We start from the raw sequence: 19,015 nt of genomic DNA, 5'->3' as shown, positions 1-19,015 counted from the left end.
TATATGCCTTATCCATTAAAACAGCATAAATTAACGTACTATATTGCTTTAACCTTCAGTATCAGCACGTTAGCGACTACTAAAGTGGTGGCTGCTCAGCAACCGACAAAACCAGAGGTAATAATTGTCAATTCTTCTACGCAGCACAGCCGCTTAACCCCAAGTGAACAGCAAGAGAAAGAGAAACTTGAAAAAGTTGCTGGGGGAACAAACCTCGTGATGATAGAGAAAGACTCCCGCCTTGCCACATTACAGGATGCGCTTGATTACCAGCCAGGGTTAGTTATTCAAAATTTTTTCGGTGGGATTGATCAGCCAAGACTAAATATCCGGGGGTCTGGGGTACAGAGTGCTCCTCTTGCTCGCGGTGTTTTATTATTACAAGACGGCTTACCAGCAACTGATGCAGATGGTAGTTTCCATATTAGTACACTAGAAATGCGGGATGCACGCATGGTCAGTGTACGTCGAGGAGCAAATAGCCTTAACCCTCAAAGTAATAGCCTTGGGGGGGAACTAGATGTTCTGTCTTATACCGGAAGAAATGAACAAGGTCGTTTACGCTATGAGTACGGCTCTCATGGGCGTGAAGCGCTACAAACGGCTTTTGGTGGTGTATCTGATAATGGGTTATTTGATGGGCGTGTTAATTTTACCTATGACCATTTTGATGGTTATCGTAAACATTCCTCCTCTCAACGAAAAACATTACGTAGTAATTTTGGCTATATTACTGATAATTTTGAGAATAGAACGTGGTTAAATTGGACGGACTTACGTTTTGATGTTGCTGGGCCTGTTTCTGAAGAAGTACTAAACGATAACCCTACCGAGGTCTACCCGATGGTATGGCTACGTGATCCGCATCGTAATGTTGAACAATTTCGGGTTGCTAACCGTTCCGATTGGCAGGTAGGTAACCAAGCCATAGGGGCAGGGCTATGGCATATTCGTACTCATGATAACTTCACTACGTCTGCATATTACCGTTTTAGCCGTAGTCACAGTGAAGGTTTACAGCTAACGTATAATATTGAAACTGAGCCTGTTACCTATCGCACGGCATTAGCGTGGGATCAAATGACGCTGCAAACAGAACTTATGCAAAATCGAAAAGGTACGCCAGCGGATAAGAAAAAAATAGGTAAATATGACGGACGTGCGCAAAATATCTATGGCAGTGTTGGTGTCGATATCCATATTACACCAGCCGTGACAGTGAATTTAGATATGAAAGGGACATATGCACGTCGTGATGTTGAAAAGCGGCAAAGCCATCTTTCACTTGATCAAAACTGGACATTTTGGACACCAAAGGCCGGTATTGTTTGGCGTCCAACGGAAAGTCAGCGCTATTTTGCGAATATTAGTGCTAGCGAAGAGCCTGCGACGTTCTGGGAGATTATCAACTCGGGTAATGGAAAGCTAACCAAACTTTCGCCACAAAAAGCGGTTACTTATGAGATTGGTGGTGAGGGCGATATAACAGAAGCCTTGAAGTGGAACCTTGCGCTATATCGTAGCCAAATTAAGGATGAATATATAACAACCTATGACAGTGCAGGGACGGTTGTGGGGGTATTCAACTATGCAGCTAAAACACGTCATCAAGGTTTAGAAGCCGGCTTGGCTGGGCGCATTGGAGCAGGGCCTGGCGATTTTAATTACCGAATTTCTTGGACTTACAATGATTTTCGTTTTATGGGGGGAGAATATAATGGCAATTATATCGCAGGTATTCCCCGTAATATCATTGCTGCCGAGGTTTTGTATGAGATAGGCGATTGGAGCGTAGGCCCGAATATCCATTGGGCGCCTACGGATATGGCAGTTGATCATCAAAACAATCTTGATATTCAAAAACGCAAGCACTATGCGATATTGGGGCTCAAAGGGAGCTATAAACCAACCGAACAATGGTCCCTTTACTTATCAATGGATAATTTGACGGATGAACGCTATGCAACAACATCAGTTGCTAACCAAACGGTAACAGCGAGAGACAGCACATTATTCCCCGGAATGGGCTTTAATGTGAATGGTGGAGTGACCTTTAATTTCTGATAATTAATAAACGCATTAGCGCAAGTTAATGCGTTTTCCTTAAAATGGGCGCTGCGCAGAAATAGATAACTGTGTCAGGTAATTTTCGTTATAAATGTGCACCGTATCTTTTTCGATACCAATAAACCCTTTTTGACGCCAGCCAGAGACTAAACGGCTCAGTGTTTCATAACGTATTCCTAATTTTGCTGCTAATTGCCCTCGAGATAATGGCAGAACAATATTTAAGCTTAATTGTTTGTGTTTTAAATCAATAAGATAAGCGGCAAGCCTTTGCTCTGCTGAGCTGGAAGTCAGCCAATCAATATGATTGATATTTTCATAAAGCTTACTGCTAAAACGCATGAGTAACTTTTCCATGATGTGTGGGCATGCATGGCAAAGGCGCAGAATATCACGTTTATCTAGTAATAAAGCTTCCCCATCAGTTTTGGCTCGTAAGCTCATAGGGTAACGGTTGTGAGGCATAAACACGGCAGCAATTGCGACGATTTCCCCGACATCAAACAAACCAAAAACTTTCTCTTCGCCTAAATAGGTGTGCCGATATACCTCTATTTGGCCACTGATCATCAAAGGGCAATGTTTGAATGGTTCCCCTTCGTGGTTAATTATTTCACTACTTTTAAACCGTATATAGCCACAATTTTCCAGCAATAAAGATAATTTTTCATCTTCAACTGATTGAAATAAAGAACATATTTTTAGCGAGTCTAAAGATTGTGTATGGGGGAAAATATTTTTGACAAATGTCATAGGTCTTCCTCTTTTGCCGCCTTAGAATAGTCAGAGTATAAATGATAATCATACACATTATCAATTAAGATATTGGCGGGGAATTGAATAACTTTATGATAAATAATGCTTTTAGAATAGTGACAGTCTTCGTAACTTTTTTGGGGATGCTAAGCCCAGCCACTTCCCAATCAATTGATTTTACCGATATGTCAGGTGATAAAGTTCATTTATCTGCCCCTGCAAAACGTATTGTGGTGATCCCGATCCCTGCCGCTTCGATGCTAGTGGGGATGGACGAAAGTAGTGAGAAGCTGGTGGGGATGCACCCGTTTGCGAAGGTCGCCGCACGAGAGGGCATGCTCGGTCAAATGTTTTCACCGGTCTTACAGGTGAACTCTAATGTGGTGGGGAATAGTTTTACACCAAATATTGAGGCATTGTTGAATGTTGAACCAGATTTAGTATGGCAATGGGGGCATCGAGGGGATGACATTATTTCACCAATGCGAAATGCAGGGTTGACGGTTGCTACACTTGATTATGGGCAAGAAAGTTATACCCAAGAATGGGTCCGCCTAATGGGGCAAACGTTAGGCCATAATGAAAAAGCGCAAAAGATGATCGAGTGGCGCCAACACGTCATCGCATTGCTTTCCTCAACCACCGCCAAAATTCCAGAATCCGAACAGCCTCGCGTTTTATATCTATCTCATTTTAAGCAGAGTATTCAAACCTTTGGCTCAACTTCACATAATAATGCAGATTTTGCTTTAGCAGGTGGTGTGAGTTTAAACCGCGACCTCACTGGGCCAAGAACCTTAAATATAGAGCAAATCTTAGTTTGGAACCCAGATATCATTTTATTGGGCAATTTTGAAGAGGGTTTATCCCCTGAGGATGTGTATCAAAATCCGATGCTAAGCGAAGTGACTGCGGTGAAAAACCAACGAGTCTATAAATTACCGATTGGTGGGTTCATTTGGGATGCGCCTAACCAAGAAACGCCTTTGTATTGGCAGTGGCTAGCAATGATCTTCCATCCAGAAACCGTAAAAGTACCAATACGAGAGGAAATTCGTCAACGTTATCAGCAACTTTACGGTTATAACGTTTCAGAGCAACAAATCGATGGTATTTTGCAAATGGGAATGAACAAAAAAAGCCTGCACTACCTTTCTTTGATGGGGAAACCTGATGCGTAATTCGCAAATTCTGTGGGGTGGCTTAGTTATTTGTTTATTACTCACTTTTTTATTGGCGCTGAGTTGTGGGCGTTATCCTGTTTCGTTTTCTGCTGTTTTTCATATTTTCTATGACACCATTTTAGGCAATGACACTGGTTTAGCATACAGTCGCACGGAACAGAATGTAGTATTAAATGTCCGTTTACCTCGGGTTTTGATTGCGGGGGTCGCAGGAGCAGGTCTTGCTGTGGCAGGGGCTGCGCTACAAGGTATTTTCCGCAACCCATTAGTTGGCCCGCAAATTATCGGGGTGTCATCGGGTGCGGCGTTAGGTGGTGCCTTAGCTATCTTGCTGTTTTCTTCATTATTTATAACTATTTCCTTTGCTTTTGTGGGGGGGTTATTGGCGATTGTATTGGTTTTCTTGTTAGGGTTGAATCGCCAAGGTAGCCAGTTATTAATGTTGATTTTAGCTGGTGTGATTATTAACGCTTTTTTTGCTGCTTTGATCTCATTAATTACGTATTTTGCCGACCCAAATAATACCTTACAAACAATTGTTTTTTGGCTAATGGGCAGCTTTGCTAGCGCGTCCTATTTAAAACTATCCATCATCTTTCCAGTAGTTCTAGTTGCTGTTCTGGTCATTTTTGCTCTTCGTTTTCGCATCAATGTGTTGTCTCTTGGTGAGGAAAATGCACAGGCTTTGGGGATGAAAATTAACCGTACACGCTGGGTGGTTTTACTTTGTGTAGCCTTGATCACCAGTGCAACCGTTGCGGTATCTGGAACGATTGGTTGGGTAGGCCTAATTGTTCCGCATATTGCTCGGATTGTGGTGGGGCATGATCATCGTATCTTACTTCCGGCGAGTGCAGTGATTGGTGGGGTATATATGGTTGGTGTTGATACCTTCGCTCGAAGTATTACCAATGCGGAGATCCCGCTCAGTGTGATCACTGCATTAATTGGAGCCCCTATTTTTGCCTTACTTATTCACACGCTAAATAAAAGGGTGGCTGACTTATGATCGATGTTGAACAGCTCAATTTCACGATAGGTCAACGCCAACTATTTACTGATTTAAGCTTTAAACAGCCAAAAGGCAGTATTGGTGCAATTTTGGGGCCAAATGGCCGCGGGAAAACCACGTTATTGAGGTTATTACTCAGTTTACAACAAGGTGCGACAGGGAAAGTACGGATAAATGCTCCTGTTGCTTATGTGCCACAACTTAGTAGTTCATTGTTTCATTATTCAGTGCGGACTATGGTGAGTCTTGGGCGCATTCGCCACTTACCTTGGTATTCCTCGCCCAGCAAAAAAGACCATCAGATAGTTGAGCAATGTTTAACCTATTTAGAATTGAATCACTTTGCTGATCAACCGTTTAACCGCCTTAGTGGGGGCGAGAAACAAATGGTGATGATTGCTAGAGCGTTAGCTAGTGAGCCAGAAATTCTCATTCTTGATGAGCCTACATCGGCTTTAGACCTAGCAAATCAAGACAATGTGCTTAGCGTATTGCGTGATTTAGCCGCGCACCGAGGAATGACCATCTTATTTACCAGCCATTACCCTCAGCATGCCCTGCATATTGCCGACCATTCCTTACTACTGTTTAACAATGGCAGTTTTTTATTTGGCGGTTCTCAAACCATTCTAACGGAAGAAAACCTCGCAAAGCTTTACCAATTACCGGTGGCTATAACGGCTATTAATGACCAAGGTCGACAGACACATGGGGTCATTCCGTTATTTAGGTGATTATTTTCGAAGATAAATAAAATTATTAAATTGAGGAATATAAAACAATGAGTGATAACACAATAACTCCATCAGAAGCGCTTACCATCAGCACATTAATTAATTATACAGAACAGGGGATTGCCAGTCGTGTTCTGGCTAAAAATACTGGGGGCAATATGACCTTGTTTGCTTTTGATAAAGGCCAAGCACTTTCAGAACATAGCGCTCCCTTTGATGCCATCGTCATGGTTGTGGAAGGAAGTTTATTATTAACCATAGAAGGGAAGCCTGTCACCGCAAAGCCGGGGGAAATTGTCAGAATGCCAGCAAATATTCCCCATGCAGTTGATGCACCTGAGCCTGCAAAAATGTTGCTGGTAATGCTACGCGAACCTAATACTGATTGTACACATTAACTTAGAGGCGATTATGGATAAATCATTTACAGCTCATGAGGCTGGACATAAATTTTTAGCTCGCCTAGGGAAAAAACGCTTGCGGCCCGGCGGGAAAATAGCAACTGAATGGCTACTTAGTCAGTCTGGCTTACATGCAGAAAGCCACGTCCTTGAAATTGCCTGTAATATGGGGACAACTGCTATTGAAATTGCTTCACAATTTCGTTGCCACATCACTGGTATTGATATGGACAAACAAGCTTTGGCACAAGCTAAAAAAAATGTTGTGGATCATGGTTTAACTGATTTGATTACCATTCAAATGGCAGATGCCTCAAAATTACCATTTGCAGATAACAGCTTCGATGTGGTGATTAATGAGGCAATGCTAACGATGTATGGTGATAAAGCAAAAACAAAGCTATTACAAGAATACTATCGTGTATTAAAGCCGGGGGGCCGTTTATTAACCCATGATATTGCTTTGAAAGATGAACAGGATGTCCAGCAAGTAGCAGCTCAAATGCAGCAAGTTATTCATGTTAAAGCGCAACCTTTGCCACAAACTCAGTGGGTTAACTTATTCAAACAAACAGGCTTTCAAAATGTGATGTCGATAACGGGGCCAATGACATTATTGTCTCCGAAGGGGCTAATCTATGATGAAGGGCTATTAGGGGCGATGAAAATTATTAGAAATGCGTTAAAAAAAGAAAACCGCCCACAATTTTTGCAGATGTTCCGCCATTTTCGTCGAAACCGTGGAAAGTTAAACTACGTTGCCGTGGTTAGCATGAAATAATTAAAAGGAGCCGTTAAGCGCAAGGATGCGTGATTAACCCCTTCCGTCATCATTCTCTCTCTTATTAAGTATTGGTAATGATAATAATACTTATATCCATCTTTATTATCAGTTATAATTGATGATAGTTTTTATACAAAATAATAAGCAATGATTTAATCATGCTTTGTGAATTGTTTGTAAATTGATCATGCTGACTTTTATGACCACATTTAAAGGCCTAATTTAATGAAAATAAAACACTTTTTCATTCTTTCACCATGTTTACTTCCTTTCGTTTCTCCCTCAGTATTCGCCGCCGATAAAAAAGAAGAACAAATTACGGTATCTGCAACTCGTGGTTATAAGGCTGTTTCTGAAATGGCACAAACCACTTGGGTGATTGATAATGCTGAAATTGAGCAACAAGCGGAGGGCGGGAAGGAGTTAAAAGATATTTTAGCTCAGTTAATCCCTGGGATGAGTGTTAGTGGCCAAGGTCGTACGAATTATGGTATGAACATGCGTGGTCGTTCGATGATTGTCATGGTAGATGGCGTGCGTTTAAACTCTTCTCGTAGTGATAGCCGCCAACTAGACTCTATCGACCCTTTTAATATCAATCATATTGAAGTGATCTCTGGTGCTACCGCGATGTACGGCGGTGGTAGCAGCGGTGGTTTGATTAATATTGTCACGAAAAAAGGCCAAGAAGAAAAACAAGTTTCTCTTCAGTTAGGTGGAAAAACAGGCTTTAACAATGGCAAAGATCATGATGAAAATGTTGCAGCGGCTGTCAGCGGTGGTAATGAAAACGCACATGGACGCGTTGCTGTAGCTTATCAACGTTATGGTGGTTGGTATGATGGAAAAGGGAATGCGATCAATATCGATAATACGCAAACAGGCCTGCAATTTTCTGACCGTCTAGATATCATGGCATCAGGTACGATTAATGTGGATGAAAAACAGCAGATTCAAGCTGTATATCAACATTATAAAAGTGAGTCTGATGGTAAACATGGCCTATATTTAGGGAAAGATTTTTCTGCGGTAAAAGGGCAAAGTGATGCCTACAATAGCGGTAAATTAAATTCTGACCGTTTACCGGGTACTGAGCGTAACTTACTTAATTTGCAATATTCAAATGCAGATGTATTCGGGCAAGATTTTGTAGCGCAAGTTTATTATCGTGATGAATCACAAAAGTTTTATCCATTCCCAACCCTCAAAGGGAAAGAGGTGACAAGCATTAGTTCATCCGACCAGCAAACCAATTTCTATGGAACTAAGCTGACATTTAATAGCCAACCAATGGATGAGCTAACGTTAACTTATGGTGTGGATGCAGAACATGAGCAATTCCGTGCCAATCAAATGTTCTTTGATTTAGACAAAGCCAAAGAATCGGGGGGAATGGATTTAACCAAAGCTTTCCAAATTGGCCGATATCCGAGTTATACCACCACGAACATGGCGACATTTTTACAAAGCAGCTATGACATTTCGCCAATGTTTACATTAAGCGGTGGCGTGCGTTACCAATATACTGAAAATAAAGTGGATGATTTTATTGGTTATTCACAGCAAGAAGCTATTGCGAATGGTAACGGTAAATCCGCAGATACGGTTCCGGGCGGGAAAACGGATTATAACAACTTACTGTTTAATGCGGGGGTTTTAGTTAACCTAACGGAAGAGCAACAAACATGGTTTAACTTCTCACAAGGTTTTGAAATTCCTGATATTGCTAAATATTATGGTACAGGTACCTATTCATCTACTCCAGATGCAAATGGCCATTGGAATTTAAAGAATAGTGTGAATATTAATGATACCAAAGTTAAAGGTATCAAGGTTAACTCCTTTGAGTTAGGTTGGCGCTATACCGGTGAAAACTTACGCACGCAAATAGCCACCTATTATTCCCTATCTGATAGAAGCTATGGTATCAATAAAGATGATATGACCATCTATATGAAGACCGATAAACGTCGTATTTATGGGGTAGAAGGTGCCGTTGATTACTTCTTTGATGATTCAGACTGGAGTGTAGGAAGTAACTTCAATCTACAAAAATCAGAATCGAAAGTTAATGGTAGTTGGGAAAAATGGAGTGTTGATTTTGCTAGCCCATCTAAGGTTAACGCTTACGTTGGCTGGGAGCCAAATGACTGGGCATTACGTTTACAAAGCCAGCAGACATTTAACTTAACGGATGCAGCAGGCAAAAAATTAGATGGTTATAATACCGTTGATTTATTAGGAAGTTATATGTTGCCAGTCGGTAAGGTCAGCTTTGCTGTAGAGAACTTACTCGACAAAAATTACTCTACAATTTGGGGGCAGCGTGCTCAAGGATTGTATAGCCCTAAATACGGAGCTCCGAACCTTTATGATTATAAAGGTCGCGGTAGAACCTTTGCGCTTAATTATAGCGTGACATTTTAAATGATTGACATAAAGCCACTTTAGAGTGGCTTTATGCTTATAGAATGATGCAGATTTAAGGTAAAGAGATATCCTATGAAATTATTTCTGGCAGGGTTATTGTGCTTATTTAGCGTTTGGGTACAGGCTAAAACGCCAACGCTGATCACCGATCTACAAGGCCGAGAGGTGATGGTAAATCTTCCGGTTGAAAAATTATTTCTAGTTGATGGTCGCGATATTTTGCCAATTGATATTGCTGGTGGTAAGGAGGGCATTTCACGTATTTCGGGGTGGAGTGATTCATTAACACAATATGCGCCAGACTTAAAACAAGCTTATTTTGCGGCGGTTCCTGAGCTCGAAAATATCCCAACATTGAAAAAAACACGAGAAGCGGGCATCCAAATTGAGAAATTAATAGAACTCGCGCCTGAAGTCGTGATTATGCATAAGGCTAATTATGGGTCGATGCGTGATAGCCAATTCTTACCACAATTAGAAGCCGCGGGTATTAAGGTTATTTTTATTGATTTTCGAATGGATATTGCGAAAAACACCCCGAAAAGTATCTTATTATTAGGGCAATTGTTAGGTACGCAAGAAAGAGCAGAGCAGTTTGCAACGTTGTACCAAGAAAAATTAAAGGCGATAGAGTCTCAGTTGGTTCAGCCGTTTCCTTCCGTGTTAATTGAAGCGAATGCAGGGCTATTTGCAGATAACTGCTGTCAGCTATATGGTCGTTCAGGCTATGGCGTTTTGGCATCGTTAGCGGGGGGAAATAACCTCGTTGCTGATAGCTTTCCAGCTAAAGGGGCAGAAAGTTCCATTGAGAATATTATTACATTAAACCCTGATTTTTATCTCTTAACAGGGGCGGATTGGCATAATTTTAACCGCCGTTCAATTGCAGTCAGCTTAGGATACCGCGCAAATAAATCTGATGCACAAAAGCAATTGGCGGTATTAGTCGATAGGCAAGGCATCTCCTCATTAACATCGGTAAAAGAAAAACGGGTGATGGCGATTTACCACAACTTTTACAATAACCCGATGAATATATTTGCTATTGAAGCAATGGCAAAATTTATGCACCCTGAGATATTTACTAAGTTAAACCCAGAGCAGAACTTAACGGATTTTCAAAAGCAGTTTACTCAATTGCGCTCGGAAGGCGTTTTCTGGGTTACATTATAACTTATCATCACATCTGACTTTTTGTTAGCAAGGATAGCTAACAAAAAGTTTGGTCATTTTTTATCATTATAAAATCAAGTGACATACCTCTAAGCCTTGTTATATCGGGCTCCTTCATTGTTTTATAAAATGCTATGATGATTGTTATTATGATAGTAGCAAAATTTTTGTTAGCTATAATCAAGATATAGATCACAAATTGTTCAAATCTTGATTGAGTCTCCTTCATGATCTAACTAATATTTAGTTAGGCTTAAAATAAGTTTGGTAAAAAATGAAAATAATTCAAGATAATTTTGAAATGTTATTAGCTGTAATGAAAGGCATTGCTGGCCAATTTGGAGAGAACTGTGAGGTGGTGTTACATGACCATAGCAAAGGTTTAGAAAGTAGTATCGTGGCTATTATTAACGGTCATGTGACAAAAAGAAAGGTTGGTGATCCAAGTAGTAATTTAGGGCTTGAAGTGTTACGTGGTACAGATGTCGATGGCGATAAATATAATTATTTTACCCAAACTAAAGATGGGAAAATGCTGCGCTCAACCTCTATTTATTTACGGGATGAAAACGGTAAAGTGTCAGGCGCACTTTGTATCAATCAAGATATTTCAGAATTTATTGCAGCAGAAAAGGCGATTCAAGGTATTACACAACGCAATAATATTGAGCAAGATACAGTTAAAGAAGTTTTTGTCACTGATGTAAATGAAATCTTAGATCATCTTATTCAAGAATGTATGCAAGTTATTAAAGTGCCCGTCATTAATATGGCTAAAAAAGAAAAAATGGATGCCATTAAATTTTTCGATGACCGTGGGGCTTTTTTAATTAAAAAAGCAGGTGAGAAAATCTGTGAGTTTTTAAATATTTCCAAATATACCCTTTATACCTATTTAGCGGAATTAAAAGGGGATGACAATAATGAAGATTAAGAGAGGTTTTTATGCCAATAACGCCTTATGTTGCATTAGACTTACAGCAACTTGAAAAAAATGTCAGGGGCATGACAGGCAGGTTAACTCAGCAGGGAATTGAACATTGGCCACATATTAAGACACATAAATCGGTGGAGTTGGCTAAATTCGAAATCGAATGTGGCGCAAAAGGGATTACTTGCGCGACATTACAGGAAGCTACTGTAATGGCACAAGGGGGGATTAATCATATTCTCCTAGCCTATCCTATGATTGGTGAACAAAAATGCCAACAATTTGTCGCATTGGCTAAACAAGTTAACTTAAGGACGATTGTTGATAGTTTGCAAGGGGCTAAGCAATTATCAACGGCAGCAGTGAATGAAAACCAAATAATTGAAATATATATTGCAGTTGATTATGGCGCTCACCGAGAAGGTATTCAATTAGACGATTTAGAGCAATTTGCTCTTAATGTGCAAGAGCTACCTAACTTAAAAATTATTGGTGTATTTACTTATGCAGGGACAATATACCAATATCGAACTGAACCTGAAATACGTAAAGCAGCTAAAGCAGAAGCCGATCTTTTATTATCTTGCCAGCAACGTTTAGCGAATATTGGCATTAAGGTACAACGTACATCAGGAGGCTCAACACTTTCATCCTTTTATGCAGATGAATTAAAGGGTATTACGGAGTCCCGTGCGGGCAATTTTATTTTTGGGGATATGAATGCAATCTATGGTGGTATTTATACGCCAATAGATTGTGCCTTAACGATTAGAACGACAGTGGTAAGTATTCCAATTGCTGGGTATGCGACTGTGGATGCAGGGACTAAAACATTAACATCAGACCAATCTGCTGGATCAGGATTTGGTTATATTGTTGAAGAACCAAATATCAAACTGGTTAAGTTAAATGAAGAACATGGTTATCTCCGTTATGATCCTGAAAAAATAAAACTAAATATTGGTGATGTATTAAATATTATTCCCAACCATAGCTGTGTTATTCCGAATTTAACTAATAAAATATACGCATTAAATAATAATGAAATAGACCATATCATTATACCAGACGCACGATATTAATTATCGGAGAATAAAATGTATAAATTAAATAAACAGCAACAAAATGAGTTGCTAGAGCTTCTTTGTGCCTTAATTCGGCATAAATCAGAAAATCCTCCAGGGGAGGAGCAACAAGTTGCTGAATATATATATCGTTATTTTAAAAAAGAAAATATTGATGTTGAAATGCAAGAGGTTGCTTCAGGTCGACCAAATGTGATTGCTTATTTAAAAGGAACAGGGAAAGGAAAACATCTTTTATTTAATGGGCATATTGATGTGGTTCCTTGCGGTTGTGGTTGGAGTACTGAACCTTTTGACCCAGTGATTAAAGATGGAAAAGTATTTGGTCGTGGTGCTGCAGATATGAAATCAGGGGTTGCCGCTATGATGTATGCGGCGACGTTATTAAAGCGTAATCAAGATACATTTTCAGGGGATTTAACATTAGTTTTTAACGTTGATGAAGAACGAATTAATCTGGGAATGTTGCACTATATTAAAGATGGAATCAGTGCTGATTATGCCATTATTGGTGAGCCTACTTCCCTTGATGTTTGTATTGCACACAAAGGGGTAAGCCGTTATAACCTGAGTACAAAAGGAACAGCAGGGCATGCAGCAAAAACCCGTTACCCAGATAGTGCAATATCCAAAATGGCAAAAATATTACCGGCATTAGAGCTGCATCGTTCTTCTGTTGAAGAAATAGAGCATCAATTATTAGGCAATGCTTCCATGATTATTACCACTATTAATGGTGGTACAGCTCCAAATATTGTTCCTCAACATTGTGATATTGAAATTGATAGGCGTTTAGTTCCTGGGGAAGATAAACAAGATATTGAGCAAAAAATTCACCAGGTAATAGCTGAATATAACCAAGGCGAAGAAATTGAATATCACTTAGATAATTACTTATTTATTCCTGCTTCAGATATTCCTGTTGGCCATGAACTTACTCAGGTGGCCTTAGAAACAGTAAGCCGTTTTACAGAGAAAACATCACAACCTCAGATATTTGAAGCAACATGTGAAGCGCCTTTTTTCTCTGTTACTAGCAAAATCCCAACATTAATTATGGGGCCCGGGGGGTTAGCTCAAGCGCATGTGAAGGATGAGTTTGTTGAAATAAGTGAGTTATACCTCGCAGCAGAAATTTATTATGACATGGCAAATACATTGCTAAATAAATAGGAATAACCAATGAATATTGAAAAAAAATTAGAAGAAAAGGGAATTAAATTAGCTACACCAGGGGCTCCTAAATTTTCATATGTTTCAATTAAGCAATATGGTGATTTACTTTATACATCAGGGCATGATTGCCAAAAAGATGGTGAATTACTCTATACAGGAACACTAGGAAAGGAGCTTTCGGTAGAAGAAGGAAAGGAAGCGGCTAAACAATGTATTATCAATATACTTTCGACACTTAAAGCTTATTTAGGTGATCTAGATAAAATTGATGAGTGCATTAAATTACTCGGGTTTGTACAAAGTACAGATGACTTTAAAAACCAGCCACAAGTTATGAATGGGGCTTCAGATTTTTTAATTGAAATACTTGGAGAAAAAGGAAAGCACGCGCGTTCAGCTATAGGTACTAACACACTGCCTTTTAATACACCGGTGGAAATAGAACTAATAGTAAAATTAAAATCATAAGTAATAGATAAAAAATTAAAGATTATTAATAAAATAAAGCTGCGGAGTGAATATTATTCCGCAGGGTCCTGTTACGTCTTAAAGGTACTTAACTATGTCACTACACGCGAGTAAAAGACTAAAGCGCTGGCAGTTCATTGCGCTCACATTCTTGCTGATAGCAGGTATTATTAATTTTTTAGATAGGGCATCACTTTCAATTGCTAACTCAACCATAAGTAAAGAATTAGGGTTTAGTGCGACACAAATGGGGTTGTTATTATCTGTATTCTCATTTGGTTATGCTTTATGCCAATTACCTATTGGTATGGTTATGGAGCGCTTTGGCGTTAAAAAGATTTATGGCTTTGGGCTATTTTTATGGTCATTAGCTCAAACAGTAACAGGGTTATTATCTTCATTTACTCATTTAATTATCGCCCGAGTTATTTTAGGAATTGGTGAGGCTCCTCACTTACCGACAGGCGTTAAAGTTGTTAATGATTGGTATAACATCCGTGAGCGAGGTTTACCTATGGGGATTGTTAATATGTCCTCAACATTGGCTCAAGCATTAGCACCACCATTATTAATTGCGTTAATGTTAGCATTTGGCTGGCGTACGATGTTTATCATTATTGGTATTAGCGGTATTATTCTTTCAATTCTATGGTTTATTTTCTATCGTAATCGTGAACAATTAGAACTAACAGACGATGAATTAGCATATTTAAATGATGGAGCACCGCCGTCATCCACTAATAAAGTCTCTTTTAAGGAATGGGCATCATTATTTAAACAGCGTTCTTTATGGGGCATGATTATTGGGTTTAATGGTGTTGGCTATATGGTCTGGTTATACCTAACATGGTTGCCAGCGTACCTTGAGAATTCTCGTGGTTTAAGTTTAGAGAAAACTGGGTGGGTAGCTGCCATACCATTTTTATTTGGTGCGTTGGGAATGTTAATTAATGGCGTTGTTGCAGATTATGTTGTGAAACGCGGCGCAGATAAAATGAAAAGTCGTAAATGGATGATCTGCTTAGGGTTATTATTTGCGGCAATCTTTACATTGCCAGCGGCTTATACAGACAGCACATTCTCTGCAGTTGCTTGTATTAGTATGGCATTGTTTTCTATTCACTTTGCAGGGACTTCTGCTTGGGGACTGATTTTAGTTTCAGTTCCTTCTCGCTTAATCACCTCTGTAAGCGGCATTCAAAACTTCGGTGGTTTTATTGGGGGGTCATTTGCTCCGATTATTACCGGTATTATTATTGACCAAACCCATTCATTCACTTTAGCGCTTGTGGTTTGTGCAACTGTCGCATTTCTTGCTTCATTGGTTTATTTCTTCTTTGTAAACGAACCTATTAAAGACCCCGCGGAAATGGAGGTAAAAACAGCATAATGCAATATTATAGCCACTTTTTATAAGTGGCTTTTTTATAAAAAATAAATCTTATACAGATGCTCTAATTAAGATTTACCTTCGTGATTATTTGTTTTTATTATTTATTGTTTGAATTTTTAATCCTGTATTATTTTAACTATCAAAATTAGAATATGTAATTTTCATAAATAATATGCTAATAATACCTTGCCACATAATTCTGTGTTTTAAATTTTTTAAAGGAGTTCAAAATGAGAAAGGTTATTATATCTAGCGTATTATTTGCAGTGTCTACAATTTCATTTAACTCAATGGCTGCAGACAACAATATAGTTACACCTGAAAATATGACTTGTCAGCAATTTATTAATTTAGATCCTCAAAGCTGGGCACCTGTTGCGTTATGGGTAACAAACCAAGAAACGCAATTTAAAGGTGGAGATTATGTTGCATTAACAGAGCAAAGTGTTGCTGAAGTCCCTCAAATTGTTGAGTTTTGTAAGAAAAAACCGGAAGGCACTCTGCAAGATTATTTAGCATCTAAGAAATAAAGCAAACTATTATGCCATGGAGGGCATAATAGTTATTACCAACCAGAAAAATGAGTTTTGATACTGTGGTAGATTAGAAACTATATTTTCGAAATATCGAATCGATCTTTATACTTTTATTTATTTACGGCTAATTTATCGGCTAAAAAATCGATAAATGCCCGTGTCTTAGCAGGTAAAACAAAAGTATTTGGATAAAGTAATTGAATATTTTGTTTCGGTAAGCGGTATTCGGGTAATACATGGACTAAACGACCATGCTGTAAGTCATCATCAACCATCCAAGCAGGGCATATTGCGATACCTAAAGAAGCTAACACCATATGGTGAATAACAGCTGCAGAATTAGACTCATACTGATTTTTAATTAAAGGTAAGTAATATTTTTCATTTTTTGAATTCTGTAAAAAATATTGAGGATCTTGCCAGTTTAATAATGCATGGTTAATCCATGGAACATTGGCTAAATCCGTAAGTTGTTTGATCGGGTATTTTTTTAGAAATTCAGAGGTGGCGACTAAGAAAATCTCATATTCACCTAATTTTTTCATTTTAAGGGATGAGTTTTTTAAATTACCTAATCGAATGGATAAATCGAGTTTTTCTGTGATGAGGTCGTCTAAGGATGAGTTAAATGAATATTGTAACCTTAGTTTAGGATAAAGACGGCAAAACTCAGGGAGTAGCGGTAAAATAAAACGTTGGCCAAATTCACTCGTTGATGAAAAACGCAGTAGACCCGCAATATTAGTGCCTAAATTTTGGCTTCTTTCGAAAGCTTCATCTATTTGGCTTTGAATACGTTTAAAGTCGTCATAAAAATGTTTTCCCACCTCTGTTAATGCAATATTTCGTGTATTTCGTGTTAACAAGCTGACATTAAGCTGAGCTTCTAATTGCTTGATATCGACACTAACCATAGAACGGCTTAGCCCTAAAATATCTGCGGCTTTAGTGAATGAACCGGAATCAACCACTTGTAGAAAGCTAATAATCTGCTTGAAATTTTTTTGCATAATAGAGTCGATTGTTTGTTTTTATTAAACAATGATTTTACTTCCTTTGCATCGACAAAGAAAGACCCTAACTCTATTCTTTGCCACCGGAGGAAGTGTATGACTTATCGATACAAAATAGCGACAGTCTTTTTACTTGGTTTCTTTATTGATTGTATTAACATTTTTATGTCGGCTATTGCCTTACCTGATATCGCATTTTCATTTTCAGCCAGCCAATCTCAGGTGGCTTGGGTAGCAAATGCTTATATTTTAGGACTCGTTTTGGTGATGCCAATGAGTTTGTGGCTTGCGGGTAGGCTAGGTCACCGAAAATTATTGTGTTATTCAATGCTGCTTTTTTCTTTAGCTGTGTGGTTAAGTGGGGCGAGTGGATCAATTTATCAATTAATTTTTTGGCGTTTTACGCAAGGAATGGCAGGGGGATTATTAATACCGGTCGGTCAGGCATTAGTTTTTGCATTATTTCCAAATAATGATCGCCAACGGATCTCTACCTTGATAATGACGGTTGCGTTAATAGCACCTGCATTTTCACCTGCAATAGGTGGCTTAATTATTGATTCTTTATCGTGGAATTGGATTTTTTATTCGAATCTTCCTTTTTCATTATTAACTGCATTTCTTGCTTGGATATGGGTAAAAAAAGAGAGTAAGAAAACCAGAGAAAAACCTGATATTTTAGGTCTATTAATGGTGAGTATCAGTTTATTATGTTTATTATTGTCATTTTCGTTCTACAACGATTATCACAGTATTTCATTAGCTATATTGAGCTTTACGGTTTCAGTATTAGTATTTATTTTTTATCTACAATACGCAAAGAAATGCCGTGAACCTATTCTAAATTTTCAGTTATTAAAGAATGCGAACCTACGTACTGCTTTTATTGTTTATTATGCAGTACCGGGGGTTTTTACAGGCGTAAATTTACTGAATATATTTAACTTACAAGTGAATCTTGGGTTTAGTGCGGGGCAGACAGGGCTATTTATGGTGCTGTATGCTGTAGGCGCTTTAGTTTCAATGACTAGTGGCGGGAAACTGTATCAGCGTATCGGGAAAAAGCAGTTATTTGTTATTGGAATTTTACTACACAGTTTGGGAATATTTTTTCTCTACTGGGTATCGAATTTAGATCAATTAAGCTTACTTGTTATTGCTTATCTATTAATGGGAACAGGTGGAGGTTTATGCACGAATACCGCACAAATTAGCTCATTGATGGACTTTAAAGATAAAGATTTACTACAAGGCAGTGTGTTATGGAATATTAATCGCCAAGTGGCGTTTAGTGTTGGGGCGGTGGTATTAATTTCTATATTTAGTTTAACTACTTTTTCTAGTGATTTACTACGTTACCAATATACATTTTTAATTGCTTCAATACTTGGGCTATTCTCGTTAATTTCAGTCATAAAGGAAAAATAAATGAGCGAAACAATGAAAAAAGCGCTGCAAAGCGTGGTTGACCTGCATACTTTAATTGAAAATGTATTTACTGGCCGTGATGACGATAAAAGTTTAGCCCCTCTATTAGCCAGTTTTGATGACAACTTTAAAATGGTCACAATTCAAGGGCAAAGTATTGGGCTTGATAAAGTGAACACATTATTTAGCAGTAATGTAGGCAACAAAACTTCATTTAGTACAAGGTGCCTTAATATGCTTCCGTTACGCGAAGATAACCAGTATTGTTGGGTGCAATATCAAGAAAAACAGCTTAATGATGGGGTTGAAACATTAAGAATTTCAACTGCATGTATTAGAGTTGAAGCAGAGAAATGCTATTGGGTTTATCTTCATGAAACACCAGTAGTATAAAGATTAAAACTCATGTTCACATCAAACGACCTTAAGGTCGTTTTTTATAAG

18 protein-coding genes are annotated in these 19,015 nt (G+C 38.6%); 16 read left to right on the top strand and 2 right to left on the bottom strand.

Features of this window, described 5'->3' with window-relative positions:
* Window positions 1–3: 3 nt before the first annotated feature.
* Window positions 4–2,064: a TonB-dependent receptor family protein gene (locus ABE954_RS17695; RefSeq protein WP_371025639.1), complete on the top strand. Its 2,061-nt coding sequence runs from the start codon at window positions 4–6 to the stop codon at window positions 2,062–2,064.
* Window positions 2,065–2,103: 39 nt separating this feature from the next.
* Here ABE954_RS17695 and ABE954_RS17690 read toward each other — a convergent pair whose 3' ends face one another.
* Complete coding sequence (locus tag ABE954_RS17690) at window positions 2,104–2,820, bottom strand: Crp/Fnr family transcriptional regulator (RefSeq protein WP_071548590.1); 717 nt, start codon at window positions 2,818–2,820, stop codon at window positions 2,104–2,106.
* A 95-nt stretch (window positions 2,821–2,915) separates the two neighbouring features.
* Here ABE954_RS17690 and ABE954_RS17685 point away from each other — a divergent pair, with 95 nt between their 5' ends.
* The 13 genes from ABE954_RS17685 (at window position 2,916) to ABE954_RS17625 (ending at window position 16,124) form a co-directional block, all read left to right on the top strand.
* Window positions 2,916–4,004 (top strand): ABC transporter substrate-binding protein, encoded by a 1,089-nt coding sequence (locus tag ABE954_RS17685; protein WP_071548589.1) that lies wholly within the window; start codon window positions 2,916–2,918, stop codon window positions 4,002–4,004.
* The gene (locus tag ABE954_RS17680) at window positions 3,997–5,016 is read left to right on the top strand and encodes an iron ABC transporter permease (protein ID WP_272663690.1); all 1,020 of its coding nucleotides are present in this window, start codon (window positions 3,997–3,999) and stop codon (window positions 5,014–5,016) included. Before ABE954_RS17685 ends, ABE954_RS17680 begins: the two co-directional genes overlap by 8 nt.
* Complete coding sequence (locus ABE954_RS17675; RefSeq protein WP_042846084.1) at window positions 5,013–5,753, top strand: ABC transporter ATP-binding protein; 741 nt, start codon at window positions 5,013–5,015, stop codon at window positions 5,751–5,753. The genes ABE954_RS17680 and ABE954_RS17675 overlap by 4 nt, the downstream gene beginning before the upstream one ends.
* Before the next feature lie 47 nt (window positions 5,754–5,800).
* Window positions 5,801–6,151 carry a cupin domain-containing protein gene (locus tag ABE954_RS17670; RefSeq protein WP_042846082.1) on the top strand — a complete coding sequence of 117 codons (351 nt, stop codon included), beginning with the start codon at window positions 5,801–5,803 and terminating at the stop codon, window positions 6,149–6,151.
* Between the two features lie 13 nt (window positions 6,152–6,164).
* Window positions 6,165–6,935: a class I SAM-dependent methyltransferase gene (locus ABE954_RS17665; RefSeq protein ID WP_272663689.1), complete on the top strand. Its 771-nt coding sequence runs from the start codon at window positions 6,165–6,167 to the stop codon at window positions 6,933–6,935.
* 228 nt (window positions 6,936–7,163) lie between these two features.
* Entirely contained in the window at window positions 7,164–9,365 is a 2,202-nt protein-coding gene (locus ABE954_RS17660) for a TonB-dependent siderophore receptor (RefSeq protein WP_131680199.1), read from the top strand.
* 75 nt (window positions 9,366–9,440) lie between these two features.
* Window positions 9,441–10,541, top strand: coding sequence for an ABC transporter substrate-binding protein (locus ABE954_RS17655; protein WP_071548587.1), 1,101 nt, complete (start codon window positions 9,441–9,443; stop codon window positions 10,539–10,541).
* A gap of 274 nt (window positions 10,542–10,815) precedes the next feature.
* The gene (locus ABE954_RS17650; protein ID WP_042846073.1) at window positions 10,816–11,475 is read left to right on the top strand and encodes a transcriptional regulator; all 660 of its coding nucleotides are present in this window, start codon (window positions 10,816–10,818) and stop codon (window positions 11,473–11,475) included.
* An 11-nt stretch (window positions 11,476–11,486) separates the two neighbouring features.
* Entirely contained in the window at window positions 11,487–12,554 is a 1,068-nt protein-coding gene (locus tag ABE954_RS17645; protein ID WP_240133498.1) for an alanine racemase, read from the top strand.
* 15 nt (window positions 12,555–12,569) lie between these two features.
* A complete protein-coding gene (locus tag ABE954_RS17640; protein WP_042846071.1) occupies window positions 12,570–13,730 on the top strand; it encodes a M20 family metallopeptidase in 1,161 nt (386 codons plus the stop codon).
* 9 nt (window positions 13,731–13,739) lie between these two features.
* Entirely contained in the window at window positions 13,740–14,201 is a 462-nt protein-coding gene (locus tag ABE954_RS17635; RefSeq protein WP_042846070.1) for a RidA family protein, read from the top strand.
* A 94-nt stretch (window positions 14,202–14,295) separates the two neighbouring features.
* Window positions 14,296–15,591 carry an MFS transporter gene (locus ABE954_RS17630; RefSeq protein ID WP_071548585.1) on the top strand — a complete coding sequence of 432 codons (1,296 nt, stop codon included), beginning with the start codon at window positions 14,296–14,298 and terminating at the stop codon, window positions 15,589–15,591.
* A gap of 233 nt (window positions 15,592–15,824) precedes the next feature.
* A complete protein-coding gene (locus ABE954_RS17625; RefSeq protein ID WP_131680201.1) occupies window positions 15,825–16,124 on the top strand; it encodes an HdeA/HdeB family chaperone in 300 nt (99 codons plus the stop codon).
* Between the two features lie 116 nt (window positions 16,125–16,240).
* Here ABE954_RS17625 and ABE954_RS17620 read toward each other — a convergent pair whose 3' ends face one another.
* A complete protein-coding gene (locus ABE954_RS17620) occupies window positions 16,241–17,140 on the bottom strand; it encodes a LysR family transcriptional regulator (RefSeq protein WP_048606242.1) in 900 nt (299 codons plus the stop codon).
* 99 nt (window positions 17,141–17,239) lie between these two features.
* Between ABE954_RS17620 and ABE954_RS17615 the strand changes: the two genes are divergently transcribed.
* Together ABE954_RS17615 and ABE954_RS17610 are read left to right on the top strand one after the other, a co-directional pair.
* On the top strand, window positions 17,240–18,571 hold the full coding sequence (locus ABE954_RS17615) for an MFS transporter (protein WP_210789418.1): 1,332 nt from the start codon (window positions 17,240–17,242) through the stop codon (window positions 18,569–18,571).
* Window positions 18,572–18,964, top strand: a complete 393-nt coding sequence (locus ABE954_RS17610) for a hypothetical protein (protein WP_187549835.1) — start codon at window positions 18,572–18,574, stop codon at window positions 18,962–18,964.
* The last annotated feature ends 51 nt before the right edge of the window (window positions 18,965–19,015 follow it).

Source organism: Providencia sp. TYF-12 (genome assembly GCF_041344805.1).
GTDB classification, from domain to species: domain Bacteria; phylum Pseudomonadota; class Gammaproteobacteria; order Enterobacterales; family Enterobacteriaceae; genus Providencia; species Providencia huashanensis.
The sequence above is the reverse complement of the archived record's forward strand: the minus strand, read 5'-3'. Positions and strand labels throughout refer to the sequence as shown.